At 78.0% G+C, this 15,488-nt stretch carries 15 protein-coding genes and 1 riboswitch; of the genes, 6 read left to right on the top strand and 9 right to left on the bottom strand.

All coding sequences use genetic code 11. From position 1 onward, the window contains the following. Positions 1-4 precede the first annotated feature (4 nt). Genes JQN70_RS21100 through JQN70_RS17875 form a run of 3 tightly spaced genes read right to left on the bottom strand, consistent with a single transcriptional unit; the run spans position 5 to position 2,540 of the window. A complete protein-coding gene (locus JQN70_RS21100) occupies positions 5-1,180 on the bottom strand; it encodes a molybdopterin-dependent oxidoreductase (protein ID WP_307836071.1) in 1,176 nt (391 codons plus the stop codon). Continuing rightward, complete coding sequence (locus JQN70_RS17880; protein ID WP_307836070.1) at positions 1,177-1,884, bottom strand: DUF2064 domain-containing protein; 708 nt, start codon at positions 1,882-1,884, stop codon at positions 1,177-1,179. Before JQN70_RS17880 ends, JQN70_RS21100 begins: the two co-directional genes overlap by 4 nt. Continuing rightward, positions 1,881-2,540, bottom strand: coding sequence for a glycosyltransferase family 2 protein (locus JQN70_RS17875; protein ID WP_204132742.1), 660 nt, complete (start codon positions 2,538-2,540; stop codon positions 1,881-1,883). Before JQN70_RS17875 ends, JQN70_RS17880 begins: the two co-directional genes overlap by 4 nt. A 125-nt stretch (positions 2,541-2,665) precedes the next feature. Here JQN70_RS17875 and JQN70_RS17870 point away from each other — a divergent pair, with 125 nt between their 5' ends. Then, complete coding sequence (locus JQN70_RS17870; RefSeq protein WP_204132741.1) at positions 2,666-4,057, top strand: hypothetical protein; 1,392 nt, start codon at positions 2,666-2,668, stop codon at positions 4,055-4,057. A 13-nt stretch (positions 4,058-4,070) separates the two neighbouring features. On the opposite strand, the gene JQN70_RS17865 is transcribed toward JQN70_RS17870, so the two are convergent. After that, the gene (locus JQN70_RS17865) at positions 4,071-5,123 is read right to left on the bottom strand and encodes an NAD-dependent epimerase/dehydratase family protein (RefSeq protein WP_204132740.1); all 1,053 of its coding nucleotides are present in this window, start codon (positions 5,121-5,123) and stop codon (positions 4,071-4,073) included. 165 nt (positions 5,124-5,288) lie between these two features. Between JQN70_RS17865 and JQN70_RS20700 the strand changes: the two genes are divergently transcribed. Genes JQN70_RS20700 through JQN70_RS17850 form a run of 3 tightly spaced genes read left to right on the top strand, consistent with a single transcriptional unit; the run spans position 5,289 to position 9,885 of the window. Next, on the top strand, positions 5,289-8,405 hold the full coding sequence (locus tag JQN70_RS20700) for an FtsX-like permease family protein (protein WP_204132739.1): 3,117 nt from the start codon (positions 5,289-5,291) through the stop codon (positions 8,403-8,405). After that, on the top strand, positions 8,402-9,265 hold the full coding sequence (locus JQN70_RS17855) for an ABC transporter ATP-binding protein (protein ID WP_307836069.1): 864 nt from the start codon (positions 8,402-8,404) through the stop codon (positions 9,263-9,265). The genes JQN70_RS20700 and JQN70_RS17855 overlap by 4 nt, the downstream gene beginning before the upstream one ends. Then, a complete protein-coding gene (locus JQN70_RS17850; RefSeq protein ID WP_204132738.1) occupies positions 9,262-9,885 on the top strand; it encodes an ATP-binding cassette domain-containing protein in 624 nt (207 codons plus the stop codon). The genes JQN70_RS17855 and JQN70_RS17850 overlap by 4 nt, the downstream gene beginning before the upstream one ends. Before the next feature lie 21 nt (positions 9,886-9,906). On the opposite strand, the gene JQN70_RS17845 is transcribed toward JQN70_RS17850, so the two are convergent. The 4 genes from JQN70_RS17845 to JQN70_RS17830 form a co-directional block, all read right to left on the bottom strand. After that, positions 9,907-10,668 carry an anti-sigma factor gene (locus JQN70_RS17845; protein ID WP_204132737.1) on the bottom strand — a complete coding sequence of 254 codons (762 nt, stop codon included), beginning with the start codon at positions 10,666-10,668 and terminating at the stop codon, positions 9,907-9,909. Then, complete coding sequence (locus tag JQN70_RS17840; RefSeq protein ID WP_307836068.1) at positions 10,655-11,224, bottom strand: RNA polymerase sigma factor; 570 nt, start codon at positions 11,222-11,224, stop codon at positions 10,655-10,657. The genes JQN70_RS17845 and JQN70_RS17840 overlap by 14 nt, the downstream gene beginning before the upstream one ends. 101 nt (positions 11,225-11,325) lie before the next feature. After that, positions 11,326-11,970 carry a fasciclin domain-containing protein gene (locus JQN70_RS17835; RefSeq protein WP_204132735.1) on the bottom strand — a complete coding sequence of 215 codons (645 nt, stop codon included), beginning with the start codon at positions 11,968-11,970 and terminating at the stop codon, positions 11,326-11,328. Between the two features lie 85 nt (positions 11,971-12,055). Beyond that, on the bottom strand, positions 12,056-13,204 hold the full coding sequence (locus JQN70_RS17830) for a glycerate kinase (protein ID WP_204132734.1): 1,149 nt from the start codon (positions 13,202-13,204) through the stop codon (positions 12,056-12,058). Positions 13,205-13,268: 64 nt separating this feature from the next. Between JQN70_RS17830 and JQN70_RS17825 the strand changes: the two genes are divergently transcribed. Next, positions 13,269-13,709: a YdeI/OmpD-associated family protein gene (locus JQN70_RS17825; RefSeq protein WP_204132733.1), complete on the top strand. Its 441-nt coding sequence runs from the start codon at positions 13,269-13,271 to the stop codon at positions 13,707-13,709. Continuing rightward, positions 13,706-14,233: an O-acetyl-ADP-ribose deacetylase gene (locus JQN70_RS17820; protein WP_204132732.1), complete on the top strand. Its 528-nt coding sequence runs from the start codon at positions 13,706-13,708 to the stop codon at positions 14,231-14,233. The genes JQN70_RS17825 and JQN70_RS17820 overlap by 4 nt, the downstream gene beginning before the upstream one ends. Before the next feature lie 76 nt (positions 14,234-14,309). Here the strand turns inward: JQN70_RS17820 and JQN70_RS21095 are convergent, their stop codons facing one another. Further along, the gene (locus tag JQN70_RS21095) at positions 14,310-15,062 is read right to left on the bottom strand and encodes a C40 family peptidase (RefSeq protein ID WP_204132731.1); all 753 of its coding nucleotides are present in this window, start codon (positions 15,060-15,062) and stop codon (positions 14,310-14,312) included. A gap of 2 nt (positions 15,063-15,064) precedes the next feature. Then, positions 15,065-15,227, bottom strand: a riboswitch (cyclic di-AMP (ydaO/yuaA leader). Positions 15,228-15,488: the final 261 nt, after the last annotated feature.

The following is a 15,488-nucleotide window of genomic DNA, read 5'->3' as shown; positions in this document are numbered from 1 at the left end:
GTCCTCACGTCGTCACCACCTGCACCTCTCGGACCCACTTCGTCTGCAGCACACCGGGTCGGCCCGGCGCGATGAGCCGGCACGGGCGGCCGTGGTCCGGGTGGAGGGGCTCACCGGCGAGCCGCAGCGCGAGCAGGCTGTCCGGGTGCTGCACGAAGTTCGCCGGGAGCCGGCTCTCGCGGTAGGCGCCGCGGGTCTGGAGGGAGCGCACGACGACGTCGTCGCCCGGGCCGCCCCCGACGAGCGCGGCGACGTCCCGCACGCGCACGCCTCCCCAGCGCCCGCTCGCGCTCCAGCCCTCGACGCAGGCGATCGGGAGGTCGGCCCCGTGCTGCGGCATCGCCTCGAGGTCGGCGATCGAGAGCTCCACCGCCCCACCGGGACCCACGACCCGCAGCCGCCACGCCGGGTCGTCGAGGAGCCCGGCGACGGCGGCCCCGACGGCGCTGCGGTTGACGGGGACCCCCTGCGGCCCCTCCCCCGAGCGCACGGCGAGGAGGGCCACCCGGCGCAGCCCCGGCACCTCGGCGGCCGACGTCGCGACGACGGCGATGGCAGCGGACAGCCACGTCGCCCCGAGCAGCGTGCGGCGCGACGGCCCCGTACCGGCCGCCGTCCGCTCGACCGGCTCGCCGAGGGCCCGGCGGACGACGGGGAGCTTGACGGCGACGTGGAGCACGACCGACCCGGCCGCCACCCAGGCCAGTGCGTAGTGCGCCCCGACGAACCCGAACGACCACGGGTACCACTGGGCCGAGTTCGCCAGCCCGGTGACGAGCTGGAAGACCGCCGACCCGACGAGCAGCGCGACCGACCCGCGCTCGAGGAGGTGCACGGCCAGCGCGCGCGGCCGACCCGGCGGGCGGACGAAGAGCCGCGGGAAGACCGACCACAGCTTGACGAGGAGGAGGGGCACCGCCGCCGTGCCCGCGGCGACGTGCAGGCCCTGGGTCACCTGGTACAGCCGGCTCGGGGCCGCCGGGAGGGCGAGCGGCGGCGTCGCCAGCTGGGCGGCGTGGCTGTAGAGGCCGGTCGCGAAGGCCACGGCGAACGCGACCCCGAGCCATACCCCGACGTGGGCCGTCGTGCGCTCGCCGCGCAGGTCGCTCGTGAACGACTCCGGCCGCGGGATGCGGGCGTCGAGCCGGGCGGCGACGCCCCGCAGCGCGCGCTCGCTCACGGCGCCGCCCCCGTGGACGTCGGGCCCGACAGCGTCCCGGACGCCGACGCCAGCTCGCGCCACGCCGCGGCGAACCGGGTGCCCGGGGCGAGGGCGGCGACGGCCTCGGCGTCGTCGGGCAGGTCGACGTCGCGCGCCGTGGCCGCCTCGAGGGCGGGATGGCCGGCGGCGGCGAGGGCGGCGGCGGTGAGCCGGCCGGTGTCCGCCCGGCTCATCGGGACGTCGGCGAGCACGGCGGCCTGCCGCGCGTCGGTCGTCACGAGCACCCACCAGCCCCCGTCGTCGGCCGGGCCGAGCACCGGCCCCCCGTGGCGGTGCGCGGCCTCGGCGAGGTCGCCCAGCAGCACCGGGCACAGCTGCGGGGTGTCCATCCCGACCTGGACGACCGGCCCGCCCGCCAGCCGGTGGGCCTGCCGGTGCCCCTCGACGAGGCGGTCGGCGAACCCCTGCCCGGCCTGCGGCACGACCTGCCAGCCCTGCGCGGCCGCCGCCAGCTCCCGCCCGCGGCGGGCCGCGGCGAGGTCGCCGTCGAGGGCGAGGACCCGGCGGCCGGGCGGGAAGGCGGTGGCCGCGGCCTCGAGGGTGTCGAGGAGGGCGGCGGCGGCGAGGTCGGCGGCACCCTCGGCGCCGGCGACCCCGGCGAGGCGGGTCTTGGCCCGACCCGGCACCGGCGCCTTGGCCATGACGAGCACGCTGCCCCTCACGGCAGCACCCTGGCGAAGTCGCGGGCCGTCCGGACGGTGCCCCGCACCGACCCCGACACCTTCGAGCGGGTGCCCGCGGCGCGCGGGTGGTAGGGCACGGGGTGCTCGGTGAGTCGCCAGCCGGCCCGCTGGGCGCGGACGAGGAGCTCGACGGGGTATCCGAAGCGCCGGTCGCGGACGCCGAGGGCGAGGAGGTCCTCGCGGCGGCAGACGCGCACCGGGGCGATGTCGTGGACGGCGAGGCCGGTGCGGCGACGCAGCCAGGCGAGGACGAGCGCGTTGCCCACCCGCGCGTGCCACGGCCAGACCCCCCGGGCCGCCGGGCGCCGCCGGCCGCAGGCCATCGTCGCCCGTCCCTCCCGGACCTCCGCGAGCAGCGGCAGGAGGTCGCGCGGGTCCATCGAGCCGTCGCCGTCGAGCACCGCCACGTGGGTGGCCGTCGCCGCCTCGACCCCGCGGTGGACCGCGGCGCCGTACCCCGGGCGCGGCTCGTGGACGACCCGCGCCCCGAGGCGGCGGGCGACGTCGGCGGTGCCGTCGCTCGACCCGTTGTCGACGACGACGACGCCCATCCCGGGCGGCACGGCGGCGAGCACACCGGGGAGGGCGGCCGCCTCGTCGCGGCAGGGGATGACGAGATCGCAGTCCAGGTCCACGTCGGCGACGCTAGGCGCGTGGTCCCTTCCGGTGCAGGCCAACTGGGGTTACGGGCCCCTTACGGAGTGCTGACGCCCGTCCCTCGGCGCCCGGCGCACCCCCGCGCGCGGGCATCCTTGGGACCGTGCCGACGACCACCCGTGACCCGATCACCCGTGCCGAGGGGCAGGACGAGCGGGTCCGCCTCGGGCGACGCACGCGTGTGGCCCTCGGCGTCGCCGCGCTGCTCGTCCTCGCCGCGACGACGCTGCCGCACCTCCTCGGCGTCGACGTCCGCGCCGGCTCGGCCCCGCCGTTGCTCGCCGACTGGGCGCCGCGGGTCGGCTGGGCCACCCCGGTCGTCCTCGCGGTCGCGGCCCTCACGGCGTGGCGGGGTCTCCACCCGGCCCTGGACCGCACGTCCTGGCCGCGACTGCTCGTCCTGTCGTGGGTCGCCTCGCTCGCGTGGATGGTCGCGCTGGCCCTCGTCGACGGTCCACCCGGGCTCGGCCGCATCCTCGACCACGGCACCGAGTACCTGCAGAGCGCGCGCGGCATCGACGACGTGGGGCTCATGCTCCGCGAGTACGTCGCCCGCATCCCCCTCGACGCCCCCGACCACTGGGCCGTGCACCTCGCCGGGCACCCGCCGGGCGCGGTGCTGATGTTCGTCGGCCTCGACCGCCTCGGGCTCGGGTCGTGGCCGGCCGCCGGCCTCGTCGTCGTGCTCGTCGCGGCGACCCTGCCGGCCGCCGTCGCGACGACGCTCGACCGGCTCGGCGCCCGCCCCGCCGCGCGGACCGCGCTCCCGTTCCTCGCCGTCGGCCCCGCCGCAGTGCTCATGGCCGTCTCCGCCGACGCAGTCTTCGCGACGACGGCGGCCTGGGGGGCCGCGGCCCTGGCCGCCGCGACCGTGGCGCGCACCCGGGCGGCCCGACTGGGGCTCGGTCTCGTCGCCGGCCTCCTCCTCGGCTGGTGCCTCATGGAGTCCTACGGGCTCGCACTGCTCGGTGTGCTCGCGCTGGCCGTGCTCCTCGCCTCCCCCACCGCGGCCCGCACCAAGCTCGCGGTCGCCGCCGTCGGAGGGGCGGCCGCCGTGGCCGTCGTGCTCACCTTCGCCGCCCTCGGCTTCGCGTGGTGGGAGGCCTATCCCGTTCTGCACGAACGGTACTGGGCGGGCATCGCGAGCAGCCGCCCCGCGTGGTACTGGGTCTTCGGCAACCTCGCCGCGTTGCTCCTCGTCGCCGGGCCCGCGCTCCCGGCCGCCCTCGGCGCGGGTCTGCCCCGGCTGCGGGCGCTGGCCGCCCGGTCGCGACCGGAGCCCGTCGCGGCCCTCGTCGCGGCCGGGGTCGCGATGGTCGCCGTCGCCGACCTGTCGCTCATGAGCAAGGCCGAGGTCGAGCGCATCTGGCTGCCGTTCCTGCCGTGGATGCTCCTCGCGGTCGTCTGGCTGCCGGAGCGGTGGCGCCGGAGAGCCCTGGTCGGGCAGGCCGTCGCGGCGGTGCTGCTCCAGCACCTCGTGCGCACGCTCTGGTGAACGCGCCTCTCCCTCAGGCCCGCAGCGGCGCCGTCGCGAACGCGGCCAGGCCATCGTCGGGTGCCACCCGCGCCGTGAAGCCGAGCTCCTCGCGGGCCCGGGCCGGCGAGGCGACGACGTGGCGCACGTCCCCGACGCGGAACTGCCCGGTGACGCGCGGCTCGAGCCCGGACCCCGCGCCGGCGGCCACCGCCCTCGCGACGTCGGCGATCGTCACGGGGTGTCCGGAGCAGACGTTGTACGCGGCGTGCGAGCCCTCGGGCCGGTCGAGCACGGCGAGGGCCGCCGCGACGTTGGCCCGGGCGACGTCGTCGACGTGGACGAAGTCGCGCACCTGGGCGCCGTCCTCGTAGACGACCGGCGCCTCACCCCGCTCGAGCGAGGAGCGGAACATCGCTGCCACACCGGAGTACGGCGTGTCCCGCGGCATCCCCGGGCCGTAGACGTTGTGGTAGCGCAGGGACACCGCGGCGCCCGGCGCCTGGCAGGCCCAGGCCGCGGCGTAGTGCTCCTGCGCGACCTTGCTCGCGGCGTAGGAGCTGCGGGGGTCCAGCGGCGCCGACTCGTCGACGAGGGCCCAGTCCATCCGCCCGTCGCAGACCGGGCACGCGGCGTCGAACCGTCCGGCCTCGAGGTCGGCGCGGCTGCGCGGACCCGGCCGGCGCTCGCCGTGCTCGGGGCAGGAGTACCTCCCCTCGCCGTAGACGACCATCGACGACGCCTGGACGAACCCGCAGACCCCGCGGGCGTGCATCGCCGCGAGGACGGCAGCGGTGCCGAGGTCGTTGTGCCCGGCGTAGAGCGGCAGGTCGGCGGCGGTCGCGCCGGCCCCGACCATCGCGGCGAGGTGCACGACGACGTCGACGCCGGCGAACAGGTCGGCCCAGCCACCGGCCTCGCGGGTGTCGAGCACGTGGACGTCCGCGGGCGGCCCGTCCCGGGTCGCCGCACCGTGCGCCTGCGGGAGGAGGAGGTCGACGGCCACCACGTCGGCACCGTGCTCGAGCAGCGCGGTCGCCGTGGCCGTCCCGATGAACCCGGCCGCGCCGGTGAGGAGGACTCGCACCCTCCGAGCCTGCCCCACCCGGGCGCGGTCGCCGGGGGTCCGCGACCGGACGTCACACTCTCGTAAGCCCGTGGCCCGCGGACCCCGAGGGCGTCGGGAGCCGGGTCTACGCTGAGGCCGCCGGGGCCGCACCGGGGGTACCCGCACACTCCGAGGACGGGGACGATGGCGGGAGCCCACGCGCGACGCAGCGTCCCGCTCGTGCTGCGCGGACTCGCCGCGCGTCCGGTCGCCGCGCTCGCGCTCGCCGCGGTCACGGCGAGCGCGATGGTCGCCTCGGTCCTCGGGCCGCTGCTCGTCCGCGCGCTCGAGGAGTCCGCCCTCCGCACGGCCGTCGCGACCGCCGACCCCGCCGAGCGAACCGTCACCGTCTCCACGTACGTCTCCTCGGCCGACGGGGCGGCCGGGGCCGTGCAGTCGGTGACGTCCGTGCTGGCCGACACCGACATCGCCTCCGCCGGGTCGCTCTGGGGACCGCCGGTCGTCTCCGCGCAGTCCGACTCCACCCTCCGGTGGCGCGAGTCCCCGACGGCCCAGGCGACCTCGGCCCGGGTGAGCGCCGCCGGCTCCGGGTGCGCCGGCTACGCCCTCGCCGCCGGGCGCTGTCCCAGCGCCCCGGGCGAGGTGCTCCTCAGCAGCCGGGACGCCGCCGCGCGCGGTCTCGCTCCGAGCGCGACGGGGGGCGGCCCGCGCGTCGAGGTCGTGCTGCCGGAGACCTCGGTCGTCCGGTGGCGGCTCGTCGGCACCTACGACCTCGCCCGCACCCGCGCCGAGCTCGTGACGCCGGCGGGCACGGCGACGAGCACGTACGTCGCCATCACCGGTGACTCGATGGTCGTCCCGGACGCCCAGCTCGGGGCGCTCACCGTGCCGGTCCGCGTCGTCGGGACGCTGCGGCCCGCGCGCGGGCTCGGCGTCGGTGACGACGTGCGGGTCGGGGCGTTCGTGCGCTCGCTCGAGGCGGCGGCCCTCACCCAGCCCCGCGAGCTCCTCGTCGAGAGCGACCTGCTCGCCCTGCTCCGTGACACCACGCGGCAGGGTCGGGCCGCAGGGATCCTCGTCACCGTCACGTCGGTCCAGGCCCTCCTCCTCGCCCTCCTCGCCTCGGCCGCCGTCATGGCGCGCATCGGGCGCACCCGTGGTCCCGAGTGGGCGATCGGTCGGTTGCGCGGCCTGCCCCGGCGGCGGTGGCTCCTCGGCGTGTTCGGCGAACCGCTGCTCGCCGTGGTCCTCGGGCTGCTCGGCGGCTGGGTCCTCGCGCTGGGCGTCGCGCGGGTGGTCGTCTCCGCGGTCCTCGACCCCGCCGTGGGGCTGCAGCCGTGGCGCGCGCCGGTGCTGCTGGCGGCCGGGGCCGCCGCGCTCGGCAGCGTGCTCGCCCTCGTCGCCGCCTCCGTCCCCACCGTCCGGCGCCCCCTCGCCGAGCAGCTGCGCGAGCGCGCCGAGGCGCGCGCCGACGGGCCGCTGCTCGTCGCCGGGCAGGTGCTCGTCGTCACGCTGGCGGTCGTCGCGGCCTACCAGCTGCTCGCCGGAGGGGTGCTCGCGAGCGAGGGTCCGCAGCTCGGGCTCGTCGCCCCCGCCCTGCTCGCGGTGGCGCTGGCCGTCGTCGCCGCCCGCCTGGCCGTCACCCTCGTCCGCGCCGCCACCCGTCGTCCGCCGCGGGGCCTGCTCGCCCTCGTCGTCGGCCGGCACGCGGCACGCGCCCCGTCGGCGCTGGTGCCCGCCGTCGTCGTCGCCGTCGGGGCGGCGCTCGCCGTCTTCGCCGTCCAGGTGCCCGTGCTCTCCGAGCGCAACCAGGGGCTGCGGGCCGACGCCGCGGTCGGCGCCGCCACCGTCCTCCACGTCACCGTCCCGGCCGGACGCTCGCTCCTCGACACGGTCCGGGCCGCCGACCCGGACGGGCGCAGCGCCATGGCCGTCGAGGAGCGGGCCGCGAGCGCCGACGGCGCCACCTCGCGGATGGTCGCGGTCGACACGAGCCGGCTCGCGGCGGTCAGCAGCTGGCGCACGCGCTGGGCCGGCGTCACCGACGTCACCGACCGCCTCGGGCCGTCCCGGGTCGACCCCGTGGTCCTCACCGGCCGTCGGCTCGAGGTCACCCTGCGGGCCCCCAACGTCGCCCCGATGGTCGTCGGTGCCGACGTCGCCACCCCCCGCCCCCGGCTCGGCGTCGTCGTCGAGTCGGCGCGCACCTGGGAGCGCCTCGACCTCGGACCGCTCGACGCGCCGGGCCTGCGGCTCGCCGCGGACCTGCCGTGCACCGCCGGCTGCCGGCTCGTCGCGCTGACCGTGACCGGCGACGTGCAGGTGGCCTACACCGCCGCCGTCGTCGTCACCGGGGCGGGCGTCGACGGGCGCGAGGCCCCCGCCCTCACGACGGCCCTGCGCTCGGGTCCGTGGACCACCCGCGTCGGCGACCTCACGGACGCCGAACCGGTGCTCCGCGTCACCGGGGAGGCCTCCGCCGCCGGCCTGCTGCTCGAGACGAGCGACGGCATCGGCGACGGGACGGCGTGGCTGCTCGGACCCGGCACGACCGACCCGCTCCCGGCCGTCGTCGGCCCCCGGACCACCGCCCAGCCGCTCGCCGGCCGGCCCACCGACGCGTTCGGCACCGGCCTCGACGGCCAGGCCCAGCTGCTCCGACCCGTCGGCCGGGCCGCGATCCTCCCCCGCGCGCTCGACGACGGGGTCCTCGTCGACCTGACGAACGCCTCGCGGCTCAGCGACCCCGCGGCCGACCAGGCCGTCTCCGAGGTGTGGCTCGCGCCGGGCGCGGGTCCCGAGGTGACGCGGCGGCTCACGGCCGCGGGCCTCGTCGTCCAGCGCCGCGAGCTGCTCTCGTCCGAGCGCGAGCGACTCGCCCGGTCCCCGGCCTCGCTCGGGGCCGACCTCGGGGTGCCGCTCGCCCTCGTCGCCCTGGCCCTGGCCCTCGTCGCCGTCGTCGCGGCGCGGGCGGTCGAGGTCCCCCGCCGGCGTCCCGACTGGACGGCGGTCCGGGCCGCCGGGGTCGGGCGGCGACGGCTGCGGCGGATGGCGGGCGTCGAGGTCGCCACCCCGGCCCTCGTCGGCGCGCTGCTCGGGGCCGGCGCCGGGTGGGTGTCGCTGCGGCTGGCGGCCTCCCGGCTCCCCGTCGTCGACCTCGCCCGCCCCGGTCCGCCGCTCGAGCTCGACCAGCCGTGGGCGCCGGCGGCCGCCGTCCTCGCGGGCGTCGCGCTCGTCGTCGCCCTCATCGCCGTCGTCGGGGCCGGGGTCGAGACGCGCACCGGTGGGGGGCGGTCGTGAGCCCCGGGCACGCCCGCGGCGCGGCCCGGCCCGAGCGGCCGGAGCCGGCGGCGGTCGTCGGCGCCGAGGTGCGCTGCACGGGGCTGGTCCACGTCTACCGCGTCTCCGGCACCGACGTCGCCGCCCTGCGCGGCGCCGACCTCTACCTCGCCCCCGGGGAGCGGATCGCGCTGCTCGGGCCCTCCGGCTCGGGGAAGTCCACGCTCCTCGGGCTGGTCGCCGGGCTGCTGCGCCCGTCGGCGGGCACCGTCCTCGTCGACGACCTCGAGGTCACCGGCGCCGGCGAGGCGGCCCTGCACGCGTACCGCGCCGGCACCGTCGGGCTGATGCTCCAGGGCGTCCACGGCAACCTCCTCCCGTGGGCCGACCCGGTGGCCAACGTCCGGCACGCCACCGCGGGCCGCCCGGGCGCCGGCGAGGAGGTGCTGCGGCTCGTCGGGCTGCACCGCGAGCGCCGGGCCGTCGAGCGGCTCACCCCCTCGGCCCGGCAGGCGGTGGCCCTCGCGGTCGCCCTCGCCCGCCGGCCGCGGCTGCTGCTCGTCGACGAGCCGACGAACATGCTGACCCCCGCCGACCGCGACGCCCTGCTCGACGCCTTCGTCGAGGCCACCGCCGGCACGACCGTCCTCATGGTCACCCACGACGAGGCCGTCGCTGCCCGGATGGAGCGGATGGTGCGGATGCGCGACGGGCGCATCGCCGCCGAGGGCGTGCGCGAGTCGCCGTTCGCCGTCATCGGCACGGACGGGTCGGTGCCGCTGCCCGACCGCGTCCTCGGCCACTGGCCGCCCGGTGCGCGCGTCCGCGTCGTCGAGGAGGACGACGGCACGCTGCGCCTCACCCGCGAGGACCCGTCGTGACCGCCGGGCTCACCGTGCGGGGTGTCCCGGTGCAGGACGCCTCGGGCACACCGGTCTCCGCGCTCGACGTCGACGTGCCGACCGGAGGGGTCGTCGCGCTGTCCGGCCGGTCCGCGGACCTGTCCGCGGTGCTCGCCGCGATCGCCGGCCGGGCTCCGCGCCCCGGCGGCTCGGTGCGCCTCGACGACGCCGACCTCGGCCTCGACGAGCCCCCGGACCGGGTCGGCTGGGTCGCGGCCGACCACGCCCTCGTCGGCACGCTGACGACCCTCGAGAACGTCGTCCTCCCGCTGCTCGCCCTCCGCGGCCGTCCCCGGGGCGGCGACCACTGGGCCCGCGGCCAGGAGCACCTCGCACGGCTCGGGCTCGGCGAGGACACGTGGTTCAACCTCGTCGAGCAGCTCTCCGGCGGCCAGCACCAGCGCGTCGCCCTCGCCCGCGCCCTCGTACCGCTCCCGCGCCTCGTCGTCCTCGACGAGCCGACGAGCGAGCTCGACCCGGTGAGCGCCGACCTCGTCGTCGCCGCCGTCCGCGAGGTCGCCGCCCGCGGGGGCTGCTGCCTCCTCGCCACCGTCGATCCCGTGCTGGCGCAGGCCTGCGACACGTGCGTCGAGGTGTGAGCGAGGGACGCCGAGCAGCTGTCAGAGGGCCAGGGTGCCGCGGGCGAGGCTGTCGCCGGAGTGCTCGGGCCGGTCGTCGAACCCCTCGCGCGAGATGTCGACGATGACGTAGCCCTGGTCGAGGAGGGTCTGGTCGATGGCGAAACGCTGGGTGCCCTCTCCCGGGCGCAGCACCCCGACCGAGACCATCCGCCTGAGGTCGCGGTTGATGAGCCACACCTCGAGGTACCCCGAGCCCGCCTCGAGCCGGGGGGTGTCGACGTCGAGGTCGAGGTGGCCGTCGAGGCGCACGGCGCTCGCGTTGCCGAGGACCTGCCGGGTGTCGAGGGTGTCGAGGCTCGCGCGGGCGAGGACGCTCGGGCTCGGCTCCGGGGCGGGCCGGCCGACGACGGCGACCCCGGCGCCGCCGACGACGAGGCCGACGGCGGCCGCGACCCCGAGCCACCACGGGCTCACCCGGCGGCCCCCGGCCGCCGGTCGCAGCGGGCGCACGACGGCGGGCTCCGCGTCCTCCACCGGTGACGCCGCGTCGGGTGCCGACCCGCGGGCGGGCACCGGGGCCCCGTCGAGCTCGGCGAGGACGGCGTCCCACACGGCGGGCGAGGGGGTCTCGAGGGCCGGGGCAGGGCCGCGCACGAGCTCGACGACCGGGCGCAGCGCCGCGACCTCGGACGTGCAGCGGGCGCAGGTGGCGACGTGGGTCGCGACCTCGGGACGCACGGCGGCCCCGGAGGCGACGAGCACGAGGTCGTCGTCGGGGTGCACGTCCTCAGCGGGCGTCATCGTCGCTCACCTCCTCCAGGTGTCTGCGCAGCGCGGCGAGGCCGCGGCGGATGTGGCTCTTCACGGTGCCGAGGGGTAGTCCCAGCCGCGCGGCGACCTCCTCGTGGGTGAGTTCGTCGACGAGCGCCAGCCGGATGGCACTGGCCCGCGGCTCGCCGAGCCGGTCGAGCGCGTCGGCGAGCAGCAGGCGCGCGGCGAGCCGCTCGTCCAGCGGTGGCGCGTGCTGCCCGGGCAGGGTGGTGGCCGCCGCCGCGTCGCGGGCCCGGCGCGAGCGCTGGGCGTGCAGGTCGGCGACCTTGTGCCGCGTGATGCCGACGAGCCAGCCCGGCACGCTGCCCCGGTCCGGGCGCAGGGTGTGCCGGCCCCGCCAGGCCGCGACGAACACCTGCTGCGTCACGTCCTCGGCGTCGTGGTGGTCACCGACCGAGCGCAGCGCGAGGGTGTAGACGAGCGAGGACCATCTCGCCCAGACCTCCTCGAGCGCCTCGCGGGAACCACCGCGCAGCCGCTCGGCGAGGTCGTGGAGGTCCGGCTCCACCTCGGCGTCCACGGTCACGGGCTCCACGATAGGGGTCGGTGCAGGGCGGGCCCCGGCGCGCGACCGCCGGGGGGCGGGCAGGGCCACCCCTCGGTCGGCCGACGCGACGAGGGACACACTCAGAGGTCGAGCGGCCGCAGGACGAAGACGATGCCGTGCGCCACCTGCTTGTTGCCCTTGTTGATGTCGAAGGCGCGCGGGTTGACGACCGGGTTGACGTCGTTGCGGTCCTGGTCCTTGAGCTCGACGATGCCGAGCCAGCGGCTGAGGACGCGGACGCCGATCGTGCCGCCCTGCGCGGTCGTCAGGGTCGCCCCGTTGGCCGCGAGGGCCTGCTTCTTCGTGATCGTCGCCCCGGGGACGACGTGGTAGAGCAGGACCTGCTCGATGGCGTCGACCCCGACCGCGTCGACGAGCGCGGCGAAGGTCTTCTGCTCGGTGCCCGGCCAGCGCTTCGTGAGGTCGTACGCGAGCACCTGGAACGCGCGGTCGTTCGGGATGAACGCGGTGAGCGGCACCGACCCGTCGGTCAGCACGCCCACGGCGCTGTCGGGCTTGGCCGCGAGGACGGCGAGCACGGCCTCCGTGACGATGTCGTAGTCGTACCAGTTGCGGTCGAAGCGGTTGCCGTCCGCGGTGAGGACCGCGGCGAGGCTCCGGGTGCCCGTCGGGGAGGAGGACGAGGACGCGCTCGCCGGGGCGGCGGCGAGCGAGAGGCCGAGGGCGGCGGCGACGACGGCGGTGACGAGACGGCGGTGACGCATGGGAACCTCCTGGTCGACGGGCGGGCCATCCGACGTGACCCATCCCTTCTTCCGCCCGCGGGGCGGCCCCGGATGCACCCCGGCGTCAGGATTCCGCGCGACCCCCCGGTCGGTCCGGGGCGGACAGCCGCTCCCCCACCTCGCGGCCGACCTCGACGAGCAGCCGCCGGGTGAGGACCGGGTCGTGGGCGGGGTCGGCGTCGGTGCGGGTGACGAGCTCGTGGACCGCCGCGATGCCGAGCCGCTCGGCCGTGCCGGCGTCGACCGTGCTGCGCCCGACGACTGCCTCGACACGGGTCCCGGCCCGGGCCGCGACGACCCCGGGCAGCTTGCCGTGCAGCGTCTGCTCGTCGAGCCGGCCCTCCCCCGTCAGCACGAGGTCGCGGCCGCGGGCGGCGGCGTCGAAGCCGAGCAGGTCGAGGAAGAGCTCGGCCCCGGACACGACGCGCCCCCCGAGGAGCAGGCCGGCGAAGCCCAGGCCCCCGGCCGCCCCGGCCCCCGGGGTGGCGGCCAGCTCCTCGGCGTCCGCGCGCGCGGCGCCCGCGACCGCCACGAGGTGCGCGAGGCCCCGCTCGAGCCGGGCCACCGTGGCGGGGTCGGCCCCCTTCTGGGGCGCGAAGACGGCGGCGGCCCCGCGCGCCCCGAGGAGCGGGTTCGTCACGTCGGTGGCGACGACGAGCTCGACGCCGGGCGGGTCCAGGTCGTCGAGCCGGAGCACCGTGAGCGCCTCGAGGTGCCCGCCGCCGGGGTGGTCGGTGTCGACGTCGGTCGCCCCGAGGGCGGTGAGCATCCCGAGGCCGCCGTCGGTGCCGGCACTGCCGCCGAGGGCGAGGACGACGCGCTCCGGCCCCCGCCGCAGGGCCTCCCGGAGCGCCACCCCGAGACCGGCGCTGGAGGCCTCGAGCGGGCGCAGCACCCCGCCAGGCAGCCGGGCCATCCCGCACGTCGAGGCCACCTCGACGACGACGGTCCCGTCGCGTTCGGCGAGCAGCGCGCGACCCGGGACGCCGGTGGGGCCCGGGACGGTGACCTCGACCGGCGCGAACCCGGCCCGCAGGGCCGCCTCGATGCTGCCGTCGCCGCCGTCGGCGAGCGGCAGGGTGTCGACGACCAGCCCGGCTCCCCCGCCCTCGCGCAGACCCTCGGCGAGGGCGTCGGCGACCTCCTGCGCGCCGAGCGAGCCCTTGAAGCCGTCCGGCGCGACGAGGACCGAGCGGCCGGCCCGCACGTCCATCCCGACCTCCCTCGGTCTCGGTCGACGGCTGCGGGCGAGCCTAGCCGCGGGGCAGACTGCGGCCATGGACTTCACGACCGAGCTGCAGGCCACCGGCGGGACGACCACGGGATTCGTCGTGCCGGAGGAGGTCGTCGCGGCCCTCGGCGCCGGTCGGCGTCCGAAGGTCACGGCCACCGTGGCGGGGCACACGTGGCGCACGAGCATCGCCCCGATGGGCGGGCAGAGCTGGCTCGGCGCCAGCGCGGCGGTGCGCGCGGCGGCGGGCATCGCCGCCGGGGAGACGCACGTCGTCACCGTCGAGGTCGACGCCGCGCCGCGCACCGTCGAGGTCCCCGACGAGCTCGCGGCCGCCCTGGCCTCGGACCCGGAGGCGGCGGCCGCGTGGGAGGCCCTCTCGCACAGCGCCCGCCGCCGTCACGCCGAGGCGGTCGCGGGGGCCAAGGCGCCCGAGACCCGGGCCCGCCGGGTGGCGAGCACCCTCGCCGCGCTCACGGGGTCGTGACCCGCGTCGAGGCGGTCCCCGGCGACCTGACGACCCAGGACCTCGACGTCGTCGTCAACGCCGCGAACTCCACGCTGCTCGGGGGCGGCGGGGTCGACGGCGCCCTGCACGCGGCCGCCGGGCCGGCCCTGCTCGAGGAGTGTCGCCGGCTGCGGCGCACCTCGCACCCGGACGGCCTGCCGGTCGGGCACGCCGTGGCCACCGGGGCCGGGCGGCTGCCCTGCCGGTGGGTCGTGCACACCGTCGGCCCGAACCGGCACCGGGGACAGGACGACCCCGCGCTGCTCGCCTCGTGCGTCACGCGCAGCCTCGCCGTCGCGCGGGGGCTCGGGGCGCGCGGCGTGGCGTTCCCCGCGGTCGGCGCGGGAGCCTACGGGTGGCCGGCCGAGGAGGCCGCGCGGGTGCTCGTCGGGGCCGCCGTCGCCGACGTGGCCGCGCACCCGGGGCTCGACGTCGTGCGCTTCGTCCTCGTGTCGGACCGGATGCTCGCCGCCTTCACACGGGCCCTGGGGGCCGCCGGCTGATCCGTGTCCGGGTCCGGACAGGGGACGGCGCCCCGGACTGCAGGGGGGTGTCCGGGGCGCCGTCGGTCGGGGTGGGTCAGAAGCGTCCGTACCCGCTGACGCCGGAGAAGACGGCGCGCTCGGAGGTGGACTGGCCCGGCTTCGGGGAGTCGATCATCATCCCGTTGCCGGTGTAGATGCCGACGTGCCAGGCGGGGGAGCCGAAGAAGACGAGGTCGCCCGGCTTCGGGTCGCTGACGGGCGTGGCGGCGGCCTGCTGGTCGGCGGCGGTGCGCGGCAGCGAGATGCCGGCCTTGCCGAAGACGTACTGCGTGAAGCCCGAGCAGTCGAAGCCGGTGGAGGGGCTCGTGCCACCGTACGAGTAGGCGATGCCGAGCAGCGTCCGGGCGATGTTGACGATCTCGCTCGAGGACTGCTTGACGTCGGCGACGGGCACCCGCTGGGTGCTGCGGCTGACGGCCTGCGGCGTGCGGTCGCGGACGGCGGCGGGCTTGGGCTTCGGGCGGGCCACGGCCTTGACGCCGGCGAGGCCGACCTCGGGGGTGGCGGCGGGGGCCGCGGCCTTCGGGGCGACGACGGCGGGACGGGCGCTCAGGGCGCGCAGCGAGGTGGGGGCCTGGGGGCCGACCGCGTGGGTGGTGCCGGTCGTGGGGCTCGCCGAGGCCTGGGCCGGGAGGGCGAAGGTGGCGACGAGGCCGCCGGAGGCGGCGAGGACGGCGGAGACGCGGACGCCGGTCTCGCCCGCGGTGCGGGCGATCGAGGAGAGCTCGGCGACGGGGCTGTAGCGAGCGGCATGACGGTGCCGCCCGGCACGGGTGTGCTCGGACACGGTGGACCTCTCAGTGCCTACGAGGTGAGCTGTCGGGTTCGGGCTGAGGTTGCCCGGCCGGTGTGGCCCGTGAGGGTCGTACCGGCTTCACCCCGAGGAGTCGCGGCCGAGGCCGTGGCTCCGAAGTGGTTCCCCCGCTCCTGCCCAGCGGACTCTCGAGAGTGACCCAGTGGTGGAGGCAGGACTCGGCGGTTCCACCGTGGGTGCCCCCCGTCCGGGCCGGCGGGCACGTCGAACGTAACAGGGTCCCGGGGATGATCACAAAAAGATCACGGAACGCCCTCTCAGGGACCTCTTGGGTGCTCGGCGGACTGGGTGACAACGATGTCCCCCGCGGACGACGACGGCCGCCGGACCCGGGGGTCGGCGGCCGTCGTCGGGGCCCCCGGGGCGGGCGGGCGGGGCACGAGTTGAACGGCACGTGCA

Source organism: Phycicoccus sonneratiae (assembly GCF_016887965.1).
In the GTDB taxonomy this organism is placed as follows: domain Bacteria; phylum Actinomycetota; class Actinomycetes; order Actinomycetales; family Dermatophilaceae; genus Phycicoccus; species Phycicoccus sonneratiae.
This window is presented reverse-complemented; position numbering and strand designations above follow the sequence as displayed.